This is a genomic window from Anaeromyxobacter sp. K (genome assembly GCF_000020805.1).
Taxonomy (GTDB): domain Bacteria; phylum Myxococcota; class Myxococcia; order Myxococcales; family Anaeromyxobacteraceae; genus Anaeromyxobacter; species Anaeromyxobacter dehalogenans.
This window is the reverse complement of sequence record NC_011145.1, coordinates 651,409-666,205: the sequence shown is the minus strand read 5'-3', so window position 1 is coordinate 666,205 and position 14,797 is coordinate 651,409. Positions and strand designations below refer to the sequence as shown.

General features: G+C 76.4%; 19 protein-coding genes. 10 read left to right on the top strand and 9 right to left on the bottom strand.

Annotation, left to right across the window (positions count from 1 at the left end):
- Positions 1-91 precede the first annotated feature (91 nt).
- Both ANAEK_RS02895 and ANAEK_RS02890 read left to right on the top strand, forming a co-directional pair.
- Positions 92-1,003 carry an SDR family oxidoreductase gene (locus tag ANAEK_RS02895; protein ID WP_041454174.1) on the top strand — a complete coding sequence of 304 codons (912 nt, stop codon included), beginning with the start codon at positions 92-94 and terminating at the stop codon, positions 1,001-1,003.
- A gap of 84 nt (positions 1,004-1,087) precedes the next feature.
- Entirely contained in the window at positions 1,088-1,555 is a 468-nt protein-coding gene (locus ANAEK_RS02890) for a hypothetical protein (RefSeq protein ID WP_012524655.1), read from the top strand.
- Here the strand turns inward: ANAEK_RS02890 and ANAEK_RS02885 are convergent.
- Positions 1,542-2,501, bottom strand: a complete 960-nt coding sequence (locus ANAEK_RS02885; RefSeq protein WP_012524654.1) for a LysR substrate-binding domain-containing protein — start codon at positions 2,499-2,501, stop codon at positions 1,542-1,544. The two genes, ANAEK_RS02890 and ANAEK_RS02885, sit on opposite strands and share 14 nt — an antisense overlap.
- A gap of 120 nt (positions 2,502-2,621) precedes the next feature.
- Here ANAEK_RS02885 and ANAEK_RS02880 point away from each other — a divergent pair, with 120 nt between their 5' ends.
- The 3 genes from ANAEK_RS02880 (at position 2,622) to ANAEK_RS02870 (ending at position 5,000) form a co-directional block, all read left to right on the top strand.
- Positions 2,622-3,632 carry an alpha/beta fold hydrolase gene (locus ANAEK_RS02880; RefSeq protein ID WP_012524653.1) on the top strand — a complete coding sequence of 337 codons (1,011 nt, stop codon included), beginning with the start codon at positions 2,622-2,624 and terminating at the stop codon, positions 3,630-3,632.
- Positions 3,633-3,714: 82 nt separating this feature from the next.
- Complete coding sequence (locus ANAEK_RS02875) at positions 3,715-4,341, top strand: pyridoxamine 5'-phosphate oxidase family protein (protein WP_012524652.1); 627 nt, start codon at positions 3,715-3,717, stop codon at positions 4,339-4,341.
- 59 nt (positions 4,342-4,400) lie between these two features.
- Positions 4,401-5,000, top strand: a complete 600-nt coding sequence (locus ANAEK_RS02870; protein ID WP_012524651.1) for a hypothetical protein — start codon at positions 4,401-4,403, stop codon at positions 4,998-5,000.
- A 13-nt stretch (positions 5,001-5,013) separates the two neighbouring features.
- Here ANAEK_RS02870 and ANAEK_RS02865 read toward each other — a convergent pair whose 3' ends face one another.
- Entirely contained in the window at positions 5,014-5,787 is a 774-nt protein-coding gene (locus tag ANAEK_RS02865; protein ID WP_012524650.1) for a helix-turn-helix domain-containing protein, read from the bottom strand.
- 87 nt (positions 5,788-5,874) lie between these two features.
- Here ANAEK_RS02865 and ANAEK_RS02860 point away from each other — a divergent pair, with 87 nt between their 5' ends.
- The gene (locus ANAEK_RS02860; RefSeq protein WP_012524649.1) at positions 5,875-6,231 is read left to right on the top strand and encodes an antibiotic biosynthesis monooxygenase; all 357 of its coding nucleotides are present in this window, start codon (positions 5,875-5,877) and stop codon (positions 6,229-6,231) included.
- A gap of 19 nt (positions 6,232-6,250) precedes the next feature.
- Here the strand turns inward: ANAEK_RS02860 and ANAEK_RS02855 are convergent, their stop codons facing one another.
- From ANAEK_RS02855 to ANAEK_RS02845, 3 genes are all read right to left on the bottom strand, one after another.
- Positions 6,251-7,243, bottom strand: a complete 993-nt coding sequence (locus ANAEK_RS02855) for an aldo/keto reductase (RefSeq protein ID WP_012524648.1) — start codon at positions 7,241-7,243, stop codon at positions 6,251-6,253.
- A gap of 199 nt (positions 7,244-7,442) precedes the next feature.
- A complete protein-coding gene (gene yedF, locus ANAEK_RS02850) occupies positions 7,443-7,802 on the bottom strand; it encodes a sulfurtransferase-like selenium metabolism protein YedF (protein WP_012524647.1) in 360 nt (119 codons plus the stop codon).
- Positions 7,803-7,907: 105 nt separating this feature from the next.
- A complete protein-coding gene (locus ANAEK_RS02845) occupies positions 7,908-8,501 on the bottom strand; it encodes an arsinothricin resistance N-acetyltransferase ArsN1 family B (RefSeq protein WP_012524646.1) in 594 nt (197 codons plus the stop codon).
- Between the two features lie 115 nt (positions 8,502-8,616).
- Here ANAEK_RS02845 and ANAEK_RS02840 point away from each other — a divergent pair, with 115 nt between their 5' ends.
- A complete protein-coding gene (locus tag ANAEK_RS02840; protein ID WP_012524645.1) occupies positions 8,617-9,594 on the top strand; it encodes a LysR family transcriptional regulator in 978 nt (325 codons plus the stop codon).
- Here ANAEK_RS02840 and ANAEK_RS02835 read toward each other — a convergent pair.
- Positions 9,536-10,336: a hypothetical protein gene (locus ANAEK_RS02835; RefSeq protein WP_012524644.1), complete on the bottom strand. Its 801-nt coding sequence runs from the start codon at positions 10,334-10,336 to the stop codon at positions 9,536-9,538. The genes ANAEK_RS02840 and ANAEK_RS02835 overlap by 59 nt on opposite strands.
- Before the next feature lie 9 nt (positions 10,337-10,345).
- Entirely contained in the window at positions 10,346-11,002 is a 657-nt protein-coding gene (locus ANAEK_RS02830; RefSeq protein ID WP_012524643.1) for an alpha/beta hydrolase, read from the bottom strand.
- Positions 11,003-11,118: 116 nt separating this feature from the next.
- Here ANAEK_RS02830 and ANAEK_RS02825 point away from each other — a divergent pair, with 116 nt between their 5' ends.
- Genes ANAEK_RS02825 through ANAEK_RS02815 form a run of 3 tightly spaced genes read left to right on the top strand, consistent with a single transcriptional unit; the run spans position 11,119 to position 13,159 of the window.
- Positions 11,119-11,700 (top strand): biotin transporter BioY, encoded by a 582-nt coding sequence (locus ANAEK_RS02825; protein ID WP_012524642.1) that lies wholly within the window; start codon positions 11,119-11,121, stop codon positions 11,698-11,700.
- Complete coding sequence (locus tag ANAEK_RS02820; RefSeq protein ID WP_012524641.1) at positions 11,697-12,425, top strand: energy-coupling factor ABC transporter ATP-binding protein; 729 nt, start codon at positions 11,697-11,699, stop codon at positions 12,423-12,425. The genes ANAEK_RS02825 and ANAEK_RS02820 overlap by 4 nt, the downstream gene beginning before the upstream one ends.
- Positions 12,422-13,159: a hypothetical protein gene (locus ANAEK_RS02815; protein ID WP_012524640.1), complete on the top strand. Its 738-nt coding sequence runs from the start codon at positions 12,422-12,424 to the stop codon at positions 13,157-13,159. Before ANAEK_RS02820 ends, ANAEK_RS02815 begins: the two co-directional genes overlap by 4 nt.
- Position 13,160: 1 nt before the next feature.
- Here the strand turns inward: ANAEK_RS02815 and ANAEK_RS02810 are convergent, their stop codons facing one another.
- Together ANAEK_RS02810 and ANAEK_RS02805 are read right to left on the bottom strand one after the other, a co-directional pair.
- Positions 13,161-13,874, bottom strand: a complete 714-nt coding sequence (locus tag ANAEK_RS02810) for a HAMP domain-containing sensor histidine kinase (protein ID WP_012524639.1) — start codon at positions 13,872-13,874, stop codon at positions 13,161-13,163.
- Positions 13,875-14,013: 139 nt separating this feature from the next.
- Positions 14,014-14,640, bottom strand: coding sequence for an OmpW family protein (locus tag ANAEK_RS02805; protein ID WP_012524638.1), 627 nt, complete (start codon positions 14,638-14,640; stop codon positions 14,014-14,016).
- Between the last annotated feature and the right edge of the window lie 157 nt (positions 14,641-14,797).

The following is a 14,797-nucleotide window of genomic DNA, read 5'->3' as shown; positions in this document are numbered from 1 at the left end:
GATGCCACCGATGGGGAGGCGGGCGCAAGCGGTGGCAGGCGCCGTTCGCCGGGAGTAAATGGTCGGGCCCGAGCCGGAGGAGACCCAGACCATGACGAAGCCCCTGGAAGGAAAGGTCGCGCTCGTGGCCGGCGCGACGCGCGCGGCGGGGCGCGGGATCGCGGTCGAGCTCGGCGCCGCGGGTGCGACGGTGTACTGCACCGGACGCAGCACGCGGGCGCGGCGCTCGGAGATGGACCGGCCCGAGACCATCGAGGAGACGGCCGAGCGGGTGACGCGCGCCGGCGGGCGCGGCATCGCGGTGGCGGTGGATCACCTGATGCCGGCGGAGGTGCGCGCGCTGGTGGAGCGGATCGACCGTGAGCAGGGCGCGCTGCACGTGCTCGTGAACGACATCTTCGGCGGCACGAAGATGGAGTGGAACAAGACGGTCTGGGAGTCCGACCTCGAGTACGGCCTCCACACGCTCCGGCTCGCGGTGGACACGCACGCCATCACCGCGCACCACGCGCTGCCGCTGCTCATCCGCTCGCCCGGCGGGCTGATGGTGGAGGTGACCGACGGCACCGCCGACTACAACGCGCGGAACTATCGCGTGTCGTTCTTCTACGACCTCGTCAAGGCCGCGAACCTGCGCATGGCCTGGTCGCTCGGGCACGAGCTCGCGCCGCACCGCGGGACGGCGGTGGCGCTCACCCCGGGCTGGCTGCGCTCGGAGCTGATGCTCGAGGTGTTCGGCGTGACGGAGGCGAACTGGCGCGACGCGCTGAAGCACCAGCCGCACTTCGCCATCTCCGAGACGCCGGCCTTCGTCGGCCGGGCGGTGGCGGCGCTGGCGAGCGATCCGGACGTGGCGCGCTGGAACGGCCAGTCGCTCTCGAGCGGCCAGCTCGCGAAGGTCTACGGCTTCACCGACGTGGACGGCAGCCGGCCCGACGCGTGGCGTTACATGGTCGAGGTGCAGGATCCGGGGAAGCCGGCGGACGTCACCGGGTACCGGTGACGCGTGGCAGGCTGGCGTCCCGCGGACCCATTACGCGACCCGCGCCCTGGTGGCGAGGTACACTGTGCGTCCACGGAGGTGGCAATGGACCGTTCGCCCGAGCGCCGTACCGCGGCGATGATCTGGGGCGCGCTCGTCGCGGGCCCGGCGCTGTTCCTGGTGGTGGCGCTCGCGCTGCCGCTGGCCGGCGACCCGGCGCCGGGCATCGTGCAGCCGCTGCTCCTCGTGCTCGTCGCGCTGGTGCTGGTCGAGGTGCCGCTGTCGTGGCTGTGGGCCGTCCGGGCGCGGCTGGTCGGAAAGGCCGGCGGTGAGGCGATCAACGTCGAGGAGCAGGCGCGCACCCGGCTCATCATCGCCGCCGCGCTGTGCGAGGGCGCTGCGCTGTTTGCGGTGGTGGTGTTCATGGTGACGCGCGACCTGCGCGCGCTCGCGCTGTTCGCGATCGCGTTCGCGGGACTGATCTCGCACTTCCCCAGCGACCGCCACTGGGCCCGGCTGTCCCGGGAGCCCGGCGCCGCGAGCACGCGGTCGAACCCGCTCATGCGCGAGTAGCGCCGCCCGGGCGTCGCGGCGATCTCGGCGACCGCTCCGGGATGGGCGGTAGGCCGGCGATCGCCGCCGCGAGGCGCGGCGCGGCGAAGTCCACGAACGCGCGCACCTTGGGCGCGACCAGCCGCGCGTGCGGGTGGACGAGCTGGACCGGCACGGGCGGCGGGGCGAAGCGGCCCAGCACCGGGACGAGCCGCCCGGCGGCGATCCGCTCCGCCACCATGTAGGAGAGCGCGAGCGTGATGCCGTCGCCGGCCTCGGCGGCGTCCAGCGCCGCGAGCGCGTCGTTCACCACCAGGCGCGGCGCGACGGGCACCGCCACCGGCCGGCCGCCGTCCACGAAGCGCCACTCGCGCCCTGCCTGCAGGCCGGTGAACGCGATCGCCGCGTGCGCTCGCAGCCGGGCGGGCGAGGACGGGGCGCCGTGCGCGCGCAGGTACGCCGGGCTCGCCACCAGCACCCGCCGGATCTCGCCGACCTTCCGCGCCACCAGATCCGAGTCGGGGAGCTGGCCGATGCGCACCGCCACGTCCACGCCCTCCTCCACCAGGTTCACGACGCGGTCCACCAGCACGAGCGAGGCGGTGACGCCCGGGTGCAGGCCCAGGAACGCGCGCACCACCGGCGCGAGCGCCCACCGCCCGAACGTCACCGAGGCGGTGAGCGTCAGGTGGCCGGAGGGCGCCGCGCCCTCGCCGGCGGCCTCGCGCTCGGCGGTCTCGAGGTCCGCGAGCACCCGGCGCGCGGGGTCGAGGAACCGGAGCCCGGCCTCGGTGGGCCGGACGGTGCGGGTGGTGCGGTTGAACAGGCGCGCGCCGACCCGCCCCTCCAGCGCGGCGATCGCGCGCGTCACCGCGGGCGGCGAGAGGCGGAGCCGCGCGCCCGCCCGGGCGAACCCGCCCGCCTCCGCCACGGCCACGAACACCTGGAGCTGGTGCAGCCGGTCCATCGTTCCTCTCCGCGGAAGAATGCCTTGCGCGCACCACGTATTCTTTCGGGCGGCCGCCCGCGCCACCTTCTCTCGCGTCCGGGGGCACTCCCGCCCCCGCGTTGAACGAGAGAGGTCCACGTGATCCCCATCCCCCCGACCCGCCGCCCCGCGCGGCCCCTCGCCGCGGCGCTCCTCGCGGCGCTGGCGCTCGCCCCGGCCGCGCTGCCGTCCCGCACGGCCGCGGCCCCGGCGCGGCAGGCCTCGACCGCCGCGCAGGTCCGCTACCGCACCGTGAACCTCGACGGCGTGGAGGTCTTCTACCGGGAGGCCGGCCGCCCCGGCGCGCCGGCGATCCTCCTGCTGCACGGCTTCCCGACATCCTCGCACATGTTCCGGAACCTCATCCCGGCGCTCGCGGACCGCTACCACGTCATCGCGCCCGACTACCCCGGCTTCGGCCACTCCGCCATGCCGGCCCGCGACGCGTTCTCCTACACGTTCGACCGCTACGCGCAGGTGGTGGAGGCGCTCACCGAGCGGCTCGGGCTCCGGCGCTACGCGCTCTACGTGATGGACTACGGCGCGCCGGTGGGCTTCCGGCTCGCCACCGCGCACCCGGAGCGCGTGACCGCGCTCGTGGTCCAGAACGGCAACGCGTACGACGAGGGCATCCGCGAGTTCTGGGATCCCATCAAGGCGTACTGGGCCTCGGGCAGCGCCGCGGACCGCGAGGCGATCCGCTGGCTCACCTCGCTGAAGGCGACCCACTGGCAGTACACGAACGGCGCGCCCGACCCGTCGCTCGTCAGCCCGGACACCTGGACGGTGGACCAGGCCCGGCTCGATCGTCCCGGCAACCAGGAGGTCCAGCTCGACCTGTTCTACGACTACCGCACCAACCTCCCGCTCTACCCGGCGTGGCAGGCCTACTTCCGCTCGCACCGCCCGCCCACGCTGGTGGTGTGGGGGAAGAACGACGCCATCTTCGTGGCCGCCGGCGCGGAGCCGTACCGCCGCGACAACCCGTCGGCGGAGGTCCACCTCCTCGACACCGGCCACTTCGCGCTCGAGACGCACGGGCCGGAGATCGCGCGGCTCATCCGCGAGTTCCTCGGGCGCGCGGTGCCCGCGAAGGCGGCGGGGAACTGAGCCGGCCCGTCCCGCCCGCGTCCGGCCGCCGTCACGGCGCCGGGCGCGGGCGGGGCCGGCCCCCGCTCACGGAGCGCCAACCATGGGACACCGATTCGCCGAGCTCGCCTTCACGCCGTCGGTCCGCGCGGCGCAGGAGGCGATGGGGAGCCGGGCCGCGTACGCGCGGATGGAGGCCGGCCCCGACCACCACGACGCGCTCGGACCGGACGAGGCCGGGTTCATCGCCGCGCGCGACAGCTTCTACCTCGCGAGCGTGGGCGAGACCGGCTGGCCCTACGTGCAGCACCGCGGCGGGCCGCCGGGCTTCGTGCGCGTGCTCGGGCCGCGGACGATCGGGTTCGCGGACTACCGCGGCAACCGGCAGTACGTCACGGTCGGCAACGTCACGCACGACGACCGGGTGGCGCTGTTCTTCATGGACTACCCGGCGCGCACGCGGCTGAAGCTGCTCGGCCACGCGCGGCTGGTGGGGCCGGAGGAGCCGGCGCTCCTCGCGGCGCTCGGGCCCCCGCCCGCCGCGGCCCGGGTCGAGCGCGCCCTCGTGGTGGAGGTGGCGGCGTTCGACTGGAACTGCAGCCAGCACATCACGCCGCGGTGGACGGAGGCCGAGGTCGAGGCGGCGACCGCGCCGCTGCGGGCCCGCATCGAGGAGCTGGAGCGGCGCCTCGCCGACGCGGAGGCGGCGGGCGGACCTGGACGCCGCTGAGGCCGGGCGTACGCGGCGCGGCGCGCGCCGGCTCGAGCGCGCTGCGGTACAGTCCGGGGATGCGCCCTTTCGCTCCCGTCCGCGTCCCCGTCCTGCTGACGCTGTCGCTCTGCGCGTTCGCCACCCCGGCCGCGGCGGCCGATCCGGGCCCGGTGAAGCCCGGCGGCGCGGCGGCGGCAGCGGCGGCGCAGGCGCCCGACCGCTGGGCGGCGTTCCGTGGCTTCCTGGGCGTCTGGGAGGGCACGAGCCGCGGCGCCCCGGGCACCGGCACGGTGCGCCGCGAGTACCGCCTCGTCCTCGGCGACCGCTTCATCGAGGTGCGCAACGCCTCGACCTACCCGCCGCAGGAGGGGAACCGCGAGGGCGAGCTGCACGAGGACGTGGGCTACATCAGCCTCGATCGCGCGCGGAGCGTCCACGTGCTGCGGCAGTTCCACCTGGAGGGGTTCGTGAACACCTACGCGGCGCCGGCGGGATCGCCGCCGGCGAGCCCGCTCGTCTTCACCAGCGAGGCCATCGAGAACATCGCGCCGGGCTGGCGCGCCCGCGAGACCTATCGCTTCGAGGGACCGGACGAGCTCGTGGAAGTGTTCGAGCTGGCGGCGCCCGGGAAGGACTTCACGACGTACACGGAAGCCCGCCTGAAGCGGGTGCGCTGAGCCCGCGCCCTCGTCAGCCGTGGGTGCCCGCGGCGAAGTAGCGTCCGGGCGGCTCGCCCGTGACGGCCCGGAACTCGCGGATGAAGTGCGACTGATCCGAGTAGCCGGCCTGGTACGGCGCGCTCGACAGTGACGCGCCGCCGAGGTGGACCTCGACCGCGTGGTGCAGGCGCAGGAGCGAGGCGAGCCGCTTCGGCGAGGTGCCGACCACCCGGCGGAAGCGCTTCTCGAGCGCGTCCTGGCCGACGCCGAGCTCCCGGGCGAGCGCTGCGATCCGCAGGCAGCCGCGCCGCGCCCGGATGGCCTGGACCGCGGCGCCGACGAGGCGGTCCGGGGCGCGCGGGCCCCCGCGAGCGCGCAGGAACGCCTCCAGGCTCGCCACGCGCTCCTCGTCGCTGGCCGCCCCGGCGATCCGGGCGGCGGCGCGGTCCACGTCGGCGCGCGGGGCGAGCACGTCCGCCGGCAGCACGGCCCCGTACAGCTCGTCCACCGGGACGCCGAGGAGCCGGGCGGCGCCGTCCTCGCGGAGCTTCGCCACCACCAGGGCTCCGCCGGCGAACGTCCGGATGCGCCGGCTCGTGCCCCGCGGCCCCGTGATCGAAGCGTCCGGGATCCGCGTCGCCTCCCCGTCCTCGACGAGCGCGGCGGCGCCCCGGTAGCGGAAGGCGACCACCGCGCCCGGGTCGGGCAGGAGCGTGCGCGTCGCCTCCTCCGGCGCCTCCACGATCTGGAAGCAGCGGACGAGGTCCGCGAGCGCCGGTCCCGGCTGGAACGTTCGCACCTGCACGACCGGTACCTGGCGCCGGAAGGGGCCGGGCGCAAGGCCATGAATTCGTACAATCGCCCGGCGGGCGCGCGCGCCAGATCCCGGGGCATGACCCTGCTCACCACCCCGCTCGAGAGCGATCCTTCCCTGCAGTTCCGCATCGACGCGTTCGAGGTCCCCGAGGACGCGCGCGCCGAGTTCGAGGCGGCGATGCGCGGCAACCTCGAGGTCCTCGCCGGCCTGCCCGGCTTCCGCGGGCACCTCGTGTTCCGCCGGACCGGCGGGCCCTCGCGCTTCGGCCTCATCACGCTCGCGGTGTGGGAGAGCCGGGCGGCGCTCGACGCCGCCGCAGCGGCGGTCCGCGCGCACTACGAGCGGATCGGCTTCGACCGGACGGCGGCGCTGGCCCGGTGGCGGATCCGGTCCGAGCTGGGCGGGTACGAGGTGCTGCGCCCGCCGGAGTAGGCGCGACGCGTCGCCACGCCTACCGGTCCACCGTCCGCATCCGCTCGTCGTCGTAGCGAGGACCGGAGACGTTCTCCGGCGAGAGCGCCGCGTCCAGCTCGGCCCGTTCCTCGGGCGAGAGCGCGATCGTGGCGGCCGCGACGTTCTCCTCGAGGTAGCGGCGGCGCTTCGTGCCGGGAATGGGCACGACGTCCTCGCCCCGGTGCAGCAGCCACGCGAGCGCGAGCTGCCCGGGCGTGGCGCCCTTCCGCGCCGCGAGCGCGCGGACGGCGTCGGCGGCGCGCACGTTCGCGTCGAAGTTCGCGCCCTGGAAGCGTGGGTCGCGGCGCCGGAAGTCGGTCTCGGGGTACTCCTCGGCCCGGCGCACCGCGCCGGTGAGGAAGCCGCGCCCGAGCGGCGAGAACGCCACCAGGCCGATGCCCAGCGCGCGGAGCGCCGGCAGGATCTCCGGCTCGAGATTGCGCTCCCACAGCGAGTACTCGCTCTGCAGGGCGGTGATGGGGTGGACGGCGTGGGCGCGGCGGATGGTCCTCGCGCCTGCCTCGGAGAGGCCGAGGTAGCGCACCTTGCCCTCCTCCACCAGCCGGGACATGGCCCCGACCACGTCCTCGATCGGCACCGCCGGATCGACGCGGTGCTGGTAGAGGAGATCGATCCGGTCGGTGCGCAGGCGCCGCAGCGAGCCCTCCACCGCCTCGCGCACGTGCTCGGGCCGGCTGTCGAGCGCGCCGGTGCGCGCGCCGCCGCCGATCTGGAAGCCGAACTTGGTGGCGACGACCGCCCGGTCGCGCTTCCCGGCCAGCGCGCGGCCGAGCAGCTCCTCGTTGTGGAACGGTCCGTACACCTCGGCCGTGTCGAGGAAGGTCACGCCCAGCTCGAGCGCCCGGTGCAGCGTCGCGATCGACTCGGTCTCGTCGGCCTCGCCGTACGACTGGCTCATCCCCATGCAGCCCAGGCCGAGCGCCGAGACCTCGAGCCCCTGGCTGCCCAGCCTGCGTGTCGCGAGCGTCATGACGCCTCCTGGCTCACAGCGCCTCCCGTTCGCGTGGGGCCCGTCGCGAGGCACACGATGGCGTCGCCGAGCCGGGCACACGAGGACCGAGCAGCGCAGGCGTGCCCGTAGGCACGTCGAGCAGCACAGGGACGAGTCTGCCCGGCGCAGGCAGCCAGCGTGCGCCGCAGCAGGGCTCCCCGCGAATGGGCGGCGCTCCTCACAGGGTGATCACCTTCGCGGCCGCCAGCGTGCGCTGCGCGATCTCGCGCATGTTGCTGACGTGCCCGACCTCGAGCTTGCCGGTGAGCTGGAAGAACTCGAGGCAGGTGATGCACGCGAGCAGGTCCACGCCGGCGTCGTCGAGCTGGCGCAGCGCCTCCAGGTGCGCCGAGCCGGGCCCGAGCAGCCGCACCGCGCCGTTGTAGAAGACGATGGCCTCCGGCTTCGGCTCGAGCGAGGCGAGCGTGCGCAGGTAGTTCCCGAGCAGCTTCGCCCCGAGCCCGTCGTCGCCGCGCCCCATCTGCTCGGCGTTCACCACCACCACCGTGCCGCCCTGCCTCGCCGTCGCCTCTGCCATCGCTCCTCCCGATGCGCGCCGCGCGCGCCGCCGAAGCGGTCATCCATACACCCGGGAGGCGAGCGCGTGGGGACGGACGCAAGGGCCGGCGGCGGGGTGCGGCGGCTACCGCGCGAGGAGCGCCTCGCCGGCGGCGATGGCGCGATCCCAGGCGGCCGACCGCCGGAGCGCGTCCACCGGCAGGATCGGCCCCGGGGCGCCGGTGCGCTCGCGCAGCTCGAGCTGCCAGTAGCCGACGTCGTGCCACGCGCCCATCTTCCAGCCGACGCGCGGGTACACGCCGATGGGCCGGAAGCCGAGCGCCTCGTGCAGCCCCACGCTCCCGGCGTTCGGCAGCGTGATCCCGGCGTGCGCGGCGTGGAAGCCCTGCGCGCGGAGCAGCTCGAGGAGCGCGGTGTAGAGCGCGCGCCCGAGGCCGCCGCGGCGCCGGCCCTCGCGCACGTACACCGTCACGTCCACGCTCCAGCGGTAGGCGGCGCGCTCGTGGTGGCGCGAGGCGTAGACGTACCCGTCCACCCGGCCGTCCTCCTCGCACACCAGCCACGGCGCCAGCTCGAGCACCGCGGCCATCCGGCGCGCCATCTCCCCGGGGCCGGGCGGCTCCAGCTCGAAGGAGATGGGCGTGCCCGCCACCACCGCGCCGTAGATCTCCGCGACGTCCCCGGCGTCGTCGAGCGTGGCCATCCGGATCCGCTTCATGGCGTCCTCCGCGGGGCGGTGCCGCCCCCGACCCGCTCAACATAGCGCCGGCGCCTCGATTGACGCACCCGATGCACCGTATAGTTCGCATCGACGTCCTCGATGGAGGCGCGGCATGGACCGGGAGCAGCTGGCGGCGTTCGATCAGGTGGCGCGGGAGGCGAGCTTCACCCGCGCGGCCATCGCGCTCGGCCTCGGGCAGCCCGCGGTCAGCGCGCGCATCCGCGCGCTGGAGGACCAGGTCGGGGGCGCGCTCTTCACGCGGGGGCGGCGGGTGGCGCTCACCGCGCTCGGCGAGAGCCTGCTGCCGTATGCGCGGCGCGCGCTCGAGGTCCTCTCCGAGGGGCTGGAGGCGGCGCGGCTGGCGCAGGTCGGCCAGCGCGGCCGCGTGCGGCTCGGCACGCTCGGCTCGGTGGCGGGCGGGCTGGTGGGGCCGGCCCTGGGCGCGTTCGTCCGCGGCCACCCGGAGGTCGAGTGCCTGGTGCGGGCCGGCGACCACGAGCGGATCGTGGCGCTGCTGCTCGACGGGCTGGTCGATCTCGGGATCGTGACCTGGCCGTGCCCCGAGCCGGTCGCCGCCGAGCTGCAGGACGTGCTGCGGTTCCACGAGCCGGTGCTGCTGGTGGCGCGCCCCGGCCACCCCGTCACCACCCGCGCGGACCTCGCCGCCGACGAGCTGGTCCGGCTGGGCCGGCCCATGTTCCGCCTGCGCTGGTGGCAGGGGCAGCACCCGCTCCTCACCCGCCTCGCCGAGCAGGCCGGCACGCCGGTGGAGATCCCCATGGAGACGGCGCGCGCGCTGGCGCTGGAGGGCGCGGGGGTGGGGTTCTTCGTGCGGACCTACGTCGCGGAGGACCTGGCGCGCGGCACGCTGGTGGAGGTCGCCGTGCGCGACCTCCCGCCGGTGTTCCGCGACACCGCGCTGGTGCGGCGCCGGCGCGGCGGGCCGCTCTCGCCGGCCGCGGCCGCGCTGGTGGAGCTGCTGCGCCGGCAGGCGGCGGCGCTCGGGGTGCTGGAGGGCGGGCGCGGCCCGGTCAGCGCGGGGCGCCGTTCCCGGGGGGCTGCTCCGATCCGCCGCCAGGGCCGAAGGTGAGCTGATACGCGAGGTAGGCCTGCGCGGCGCGGGAGCCGAGCGCGCGGCCCGCCGACACGAGCACGTGGTGCAGCTCGCCGAGATCGAGGACCGCGCCGACGTTGAACCGCGTGTCGCCGCCCCCGCCGATCTCGCGCGCGCTCGAGTGGAACACCTCCGCGCCGAGCGCCACACCCTCGGCGACCCGACGCTGCGCCTGCCACCCCACGAGCCACCAGTTCCGGTTCCCCGCGCCCGGGTTCAGCCAGTACCCGCCGCCGCCGTAGGTGGTCCACTCGCCCAGGCTCTTCTGCACCCACACCGGCAGGAACACCTGCGTGCGCCCGGCGCCGAGCCCGCGACGATCGTCGCCGGTGGGCAGCTCGACCAGCGGGAACACGCCCACCTGCGGCCGGCGCTCGCCCTCGGCCACGAAGCGCCACTTCGCGCCCAGCTCGGTGTCGCCGGGCCCTGCGTGACCGGGCCCGCCCGGCGGCCGCACCCAGGCGAGCGGCGCGACGAGGTGGAGCTGCACGCCCGGGACGGCGCCGTAGTTCACCTCGAGGTGCGGGCAGGTGCCGCCCCAGCCGTCCGCGTGCGACCACTGGTCGGCGGTGGCGAGGTAGACCTCCCAGTGGCGGAACGGCACCGGCTCGGGATCGTCGGTGGTGTACGGCGGGCCGGCGAGCGGGCGCGCCGGCGCGAGCGCGGCGGCGCACGAGACGGCGACGGCGAGACCGACGGCGAGGGAGCGCGGGCGCACGGCGCGAGCCTATCCCAGGCGCGCCGAGAGCCAGCGCGCCGCCTCGCCCAGCGTCTCGGCGGTGACCTCGTGGGCGCCGTCGAGCTCGCGGTGGACGAGGCGCGGTCCGAGCGCGGGGGCGAGCAGGTCGCGGATGGCGCGACCGTGCTCCGGCGGGAGCACCGGGTCGGCGCGCCCGTGCAGCACCAGCACCTCCAGGCCGGCCAGCTCGCCCGCGGGCGCGGGCTGGCCCGGCAGCGGGCGGCCGGAGTGGAGCACCGCGCCGCGGACCAGCTCCGGGCGCGCCAGGGCGGCGGCGAGCGACATGGCCGCGCCCTGGCTGAAGCCGAACAGGAACGTGCGCGCCGGATCGGTGCCGAGCGCGGCGGGCGCGGCGGCCAGGAACGCCACCAGGATGTCGAGGCTGGCGGCCGCCTGCGCCGCGTCGTGGCGCGGCGGCGACGTCCGCCAGTCGATGGCGTACCAGGCGAAGCCCATGGGCTCGGCCTGGTTCGGCGCGCGCAGCGACACGACGAGGAAGCGCGGATCGAGGTGGGCGGCGAGCGGCAGCAGGTCGCGCTCGTCGGCGCCGATGCCGTGCAGCAGCACCAGCAGCGGCGGGTGCGCGGACGGGACGCGCGGCGGGCGCACCACGTGGACGAGCGGCAGCGCGGGTCGGGAGGTCATGGCCGGCGACGATCTAACGCGCCGGCGGGCGGCGCGCCTCGCCCGTGCGCGCCCTTGCGCCCACGCGCCGGAGGTGGTTCCTTGGCGCGCCGCACCCGCGGCCACGCAGCCCAGCCATGCCCGCCCCGAACACCGACCCCGCCCCGCCGCGCCCCGCCCCGTCTCCCCCGCTCGCCCGCGTGCACCGGCTGGTCTGGACGGCGCTCCTCGCGGCCTGCATCGCGGTGGGCGCCTGGATCCAGGTCCCCATCGGCGCGGTCCCCATCACGCTCCAGCCGCTGTTCGCGTTCCTGGCCGGCTACCTGCTCGGCCCGGCGCGCGGCGCGGCGGCGGTGGCGCTGTACGTGGCGGCGGGCGTGCTCGGCCTGCCGGTGTTCGCCGGCGGCGCCGCCGGGCTGGGGGTGGTGCTCGGGCCGACCGGCGGCTACCTGCTCGGCTTCGTGGTCGCGGCGGCGCTCACCGGCCTCGTCCCGCGGCGCGGCCCCCTCGGCTGGGCCGCCGGGCTCGCGGCGGGCGCAGCGGCGCTCGCGGCCGCCTACCTCGTCGGCGCGGCCTGGCTGGCGGCGGTGCTCCACCTCGGCGCGCGCCAGGCGATCGTGGCCGGCGTGGTCCCGTTCCTGCCGTTCGACGTGGTGAAGGTGGTGGTGGCGCTGTGGGTGGCCCGCCGGCTGCGGGCGCAGGGGCTCGCGCCGGCATGATCCGCGCGGACGGGCTCGGGTACGCGTTCGGCGCCGGCGGACCGGCGCTCGAGGCGATCGGCTTCGCGCTGCCGCGCGCCGCGCTCTGCGCGGTGGTGGGCGCGAACGGCTCCGGCAAGTCCACGCTGCTCGCGCTCCTGGCCGGGCTGTTCACGCCCAGCGCCGGCACGCTCGCGGTGGGCGGCGACGCCTCGCCCGGCGCCGAGGAGGCCATCCGCCGCCGCGCCGCGCTCGTGCTGCAGGATCCGGATCAGCAGATCATCGGCGCGACCGTGGAGGAGGACCTGCTGCTCGGCCTGCCGCCCGGCGACGCCGCCGCGCGCGACGCGGCCCGGGCGCTCGCGGCACGGCTCGGCCTCGCCGACCTCGCGGCGCCGGTCCACGCGCTCTCGCTCGGCACGCGGCGGAAGCTCTGCATCGCAACCGCGCTCCGCGACGCGCCGGAGGTGCTGCTGCTCGACGAGCCGTTCGCCGGGCTCGACTACCCGGCCATCCGCGAGGTGCGCGCGGTGCTCGCCGCGAACCGGGCCGCCGGCGTCACCCAGGTCGTGGCCGCGCACGACCTCGAGGCGCTGGCGGACCTCGCCGATCGCTGGCTGGTGCTGGAGCGCGGTCGGCTGGTGGCGGACGGCGCGGCCGAGGCGGTGTTCCCGCTGCTGCGGCGGCACGGGGTCCGGCCGCCGGGCGCGTGGCTCTCCGCGCACGGGCTCGACCCGTGGGCGTGACCGGGGCGCCGTCCTGGCCCGCCGCGCGGCGGGCGCGCGGTCCGCTCGCCGAGGTGGACGGCCGGGTGGTGCTGCTCCTCGCCTTGCTGTTCGGCGTGCTGGTGTGGCGCGCCGGCGCCGCGGCCAACGCGCTCTACGCGGCCGGCTTCGCGGCGGCGCTGGCGGCGTCCGGCGCGACCGCGCGCGAGGCGCGCCGGCTGGCGCGGTGGGCGGGCGGGTTCGCGCTCCTGTGGGGCGGCGTGAAGCTCGCGCTCGACCTCGCCGGCGGCGTCCCGCCCCCGGCCGCGCTCGCCACCGCCGGCCTCCTCTGCCTGCGGCTCGCGGCGCTGCTCCTGCTCGGCGCGGCGGTGAGCGCGCTCGTCACCCCGCGCGCGCTGGGGCTCGCGCTCGCGACGCTGACGCGGCCGGTGCTGCGCGATCGCGCCTGGACCGCCTCGCTCGCGCTCCTGCTCATGGTGCACTTCGTCCCGCGCGCGCTGGCCGCGTTCGAGGCCGCGCGCGCCGCCCTGCGGGCGCGCCGGGTCCGCCTGTCGAGGACCCGCGCGCTGGCGCTGGTGGTCGAGGCCGGCACGCGCAACCTCGCGCGCATGACCTGGGACCAGACGCTGGCGGTGGCCGCGCGCCGGCTCGATCGCCCGGAGGCCTGGACCGGCGCGCCCCCGCCCCGCGCCCGCGACTGGTGCGCCGGCACCGCGGTGGCGGTGCTCGCGCTGGCGGCGGCCGCGCTGCTCTGACTCAGGCGGCCCGGGCGCGCCGGGGCAGCGTGGCCCGGACCACCGTGCCCTTCCCGGGCTCGCTCTCGTAGCGGAGCGAGCCGCCGTGCATCGCGATCACCGACCGCACGTGCGCGACGCCCAGCCCGTTCCCCCCGGACCGGGTGCTGAAGAACGGCGTGCCCAGCCGCTCGAGCGCGTCGGCCGTGATGCCGCTGCCGGTGTCGCGCACCACCAGCTCGGCGCCCTCCGCCGACGACAGCACCTCCACCGCGACCTCCCCGCCCGGCGGGGTGGCCTCGATCCCGTTCGCGACCAGGTTGACGAGCGCCTCCTCGAGCCGCCGCGGATCGGCCTCGACCGTCGCGTCGCCGCGCGCCACCAGGCGCACCCGCGCCTCGCTCGCGCGCGCCGAGAGCCCCTGCAGCACGCCGGTGACGAGCGGGCCGACCTCGACCTGCGCCGGGGCGAGCTCGGCCATCCCGCGCGCCGAGGCGAGGTAGTCGCGCAGGATCCGCTCCATCCGCTCGACGGCCCGCGCCACCTGCTCGAGCCGCTCGTGCGACGCGGCCTCCCGCGGGTTGGCCAGCCCGAGCTGCACCAGCGCCTTCACCGCCGTGAGCGGGTTCTTCAGCTCGTGCGCGAGCGTCGCGCCGTCGAGGCCCTCGCCGCGGGATGCAGCCCGGTCCGCGCCGCCCGCCGCCGCTGGCTCGCCCGGTTCCCTCGCGTCCCTCATGGCTGCGACCTCCTCCCCGTCGCCCGCGGTCGCGGACGACGGGGAGATACCAGCGGGCGCGCGCCGGCTGAACGCGCAGGTTGGCGCAGGGCCCGCGCAAGAACGCGCACGTCACGCGCGCGGCCGGGTCGCCTCCCGTCTAGAACCGGTAACCGACCCCGCCGCCGATCAGCCACGGATCGACGCGGACCTCGCTCACCTTCGTCCCGCCCGCCTTCACGTCGGACCGGATCGTGACGTACTTCACGTCCGCGTTGACGTACCAGCGCCCGGTCACCTGCACGTCCAGGCCCGCCTGGGCCGCGAACCCGAAGCTGTAGTCCTCCAGCTCGAGCTTGCCCACGCCGGGCACGTTCAGGCTCGTGTCGGTGACGAGCGTGAGGTTCACGCCGGCGCCGAGGTACGGCTTCACCCGGCCGAGCGGCAGGTGGCCCTGCACGGTGAGCGTCGGGGGCAGGTGGCTGAACGTGCCGATCTTCGTGCCCGACAGCTTCACGTCGTGCTCCTGCGGGTAGGTCAGGATGAGCTCGGCCGCGAGGTAGCGGTTGAAGAACCAGGAGAGATCGACCTCCGGGATGACCTTGTCACTCACGGTGATCGCGTCCTTCGGGACGCCGAGGGCGGGGATCGCGTCGGACCGGTCGGACGGGGAGAGGTAGAGCGCCCGCAGCCGGACCATCAGGCCCGACTCCGGGGTGGGCTCCTGCGCCTTCGCCACCGGCGCCATCGCGAGCGCGAGCGCCATCACGAGCAGCATCCGCTTCATCGGGCTCTCCTTGGAGGCCGGGCGCGCCCGGCCGTCACGTTGTGTGCGCGGCCTGCTCTGCAACCGGGGCGCCGACGCGGAGGTGCGCGGGGCGACGGGCGTCCCGCGCGGTGGCCGGCGCCGGTGGGGCGGGCTTGCCGCCCGCGCGGTGGGATCG

What these genes read in the sequence shown, in the direction of transcription:
- ANAEK_RS02845 (WP_012524646.1), bottom strand. Translation starts at nt 8,501, where the DNA reads ATGAAGCGGATCCGGATGGCCACGCTCGACGACGCCGGGGACGTCGCG.
- ANAEK_RS02890 (WP_012524655.1), top strand. Translation starts at nt 1,088, where the DNA reads ATGGACCGTTCGCCCGAGCGCCGTACCGCGGCGATGATCTGGGGCGCG.
- yedF (WP_012524647.1), bottom strand. Translation starts at nt 7,802, where the DNA reads ATGGCAGAGGCGACGGCGAGGCAGGGCGGCACGGTGGTGGTGGTGAAC.
- ANAEK_RS02870 (WP_012524651.1), top strand. Translation starts at nt 4,401, where the DNA reads ATGCGCCCTTTCGCTCCCGTCCGCGTCCCCGTCCTGCTGACGCTGTCG.
- ANAEK_RS02820 (WP_012524641.1), top strand. Translation starts at nt 11,697, where the DNA reads ATGATCCGCGCGGACGGGCTCGGGTACGCGTTCGGCGCCGGCGGACCG.
- ANAEK_RS02860 (WP_012524649.1), top strand. Translation starts at nt 5,875, where the DNA reads ATGACCCTGCTCACCACCCCGCTCGAGAGCGATCCTTCCCTGCAGTTC.
- ANAEK_RS02810 (WP_012524639.1), bottom strand. Translation starts at nt 13,874, where the DNA reads ATGAGGGACGCGAGGGAACCGGGCGAGCCAGCGGCGGCGGGCGGCGCG.
- ANAEK_RS02875 (WP_012524652.1), top strand. Translation starts at nt 3,715, where the DNA reads ATGGGACACCGATTCGCCGAGCTCGCCTTCACGCCGTCGGTCCGCGCG.
- ANAEK_RS02855 (WP_012524648.1), bottom strand. Translation starts at nt 7,243, where the DNA reads ATGACGCTCGCGACACGCAGGCTGGGCAGCCAGGGGCTCGAGGTCTCG.
- ANAEK_RS02830 (WP_012524643.1), bottom strand. Translation starts at nt 11,002, where the DNA reads ATGACCTCCCGACCCGCGCTGCCGCTCGTCCACGTGGTGCGCCCGCCG.
- ANAEK_RS02805 (WP_012524638.1), bottom strand. Translation starts at nt 14,640, where the DNA reads ATGAAGCGGATGCTGCTCGTGATGGCGCTCGCGCTCGCGATGGCGCCG.
- ANAEK_RS02840 (WP_012524645.1), top strand. Translation starts at nt 8,617, where the DNA reads ATGGACCGGGAGCAGCTGGCGGCGTTCGATCAGGTGGCGCGGGAGGCG.
- ANAEK_RS02895 (WP_041454174.1), top strand. Translation starts at nt 92, where the DNA reads ATGACGAAGCCCCTGGAAGGAAAGGTCGCGCTCGTGGCCGGCGCGACG.
- ANAEK_RS02825 (WP_012524642.1), top strand. Translation starts at nt 11,119, where the DNA reads ATGCCCGCCCCGAACACCGACCCCGCCCCGCCGCGCCCCGCCCCGTCT.
- ANAEK_RS02885 (WP_012524654.1), bottom strand. Translation starts at nt 2,501, where the DNA reads ATGGACCGGCTGCACCAGCTCCAGGTGTTCGTGGCCGTGGCGGAGGCG.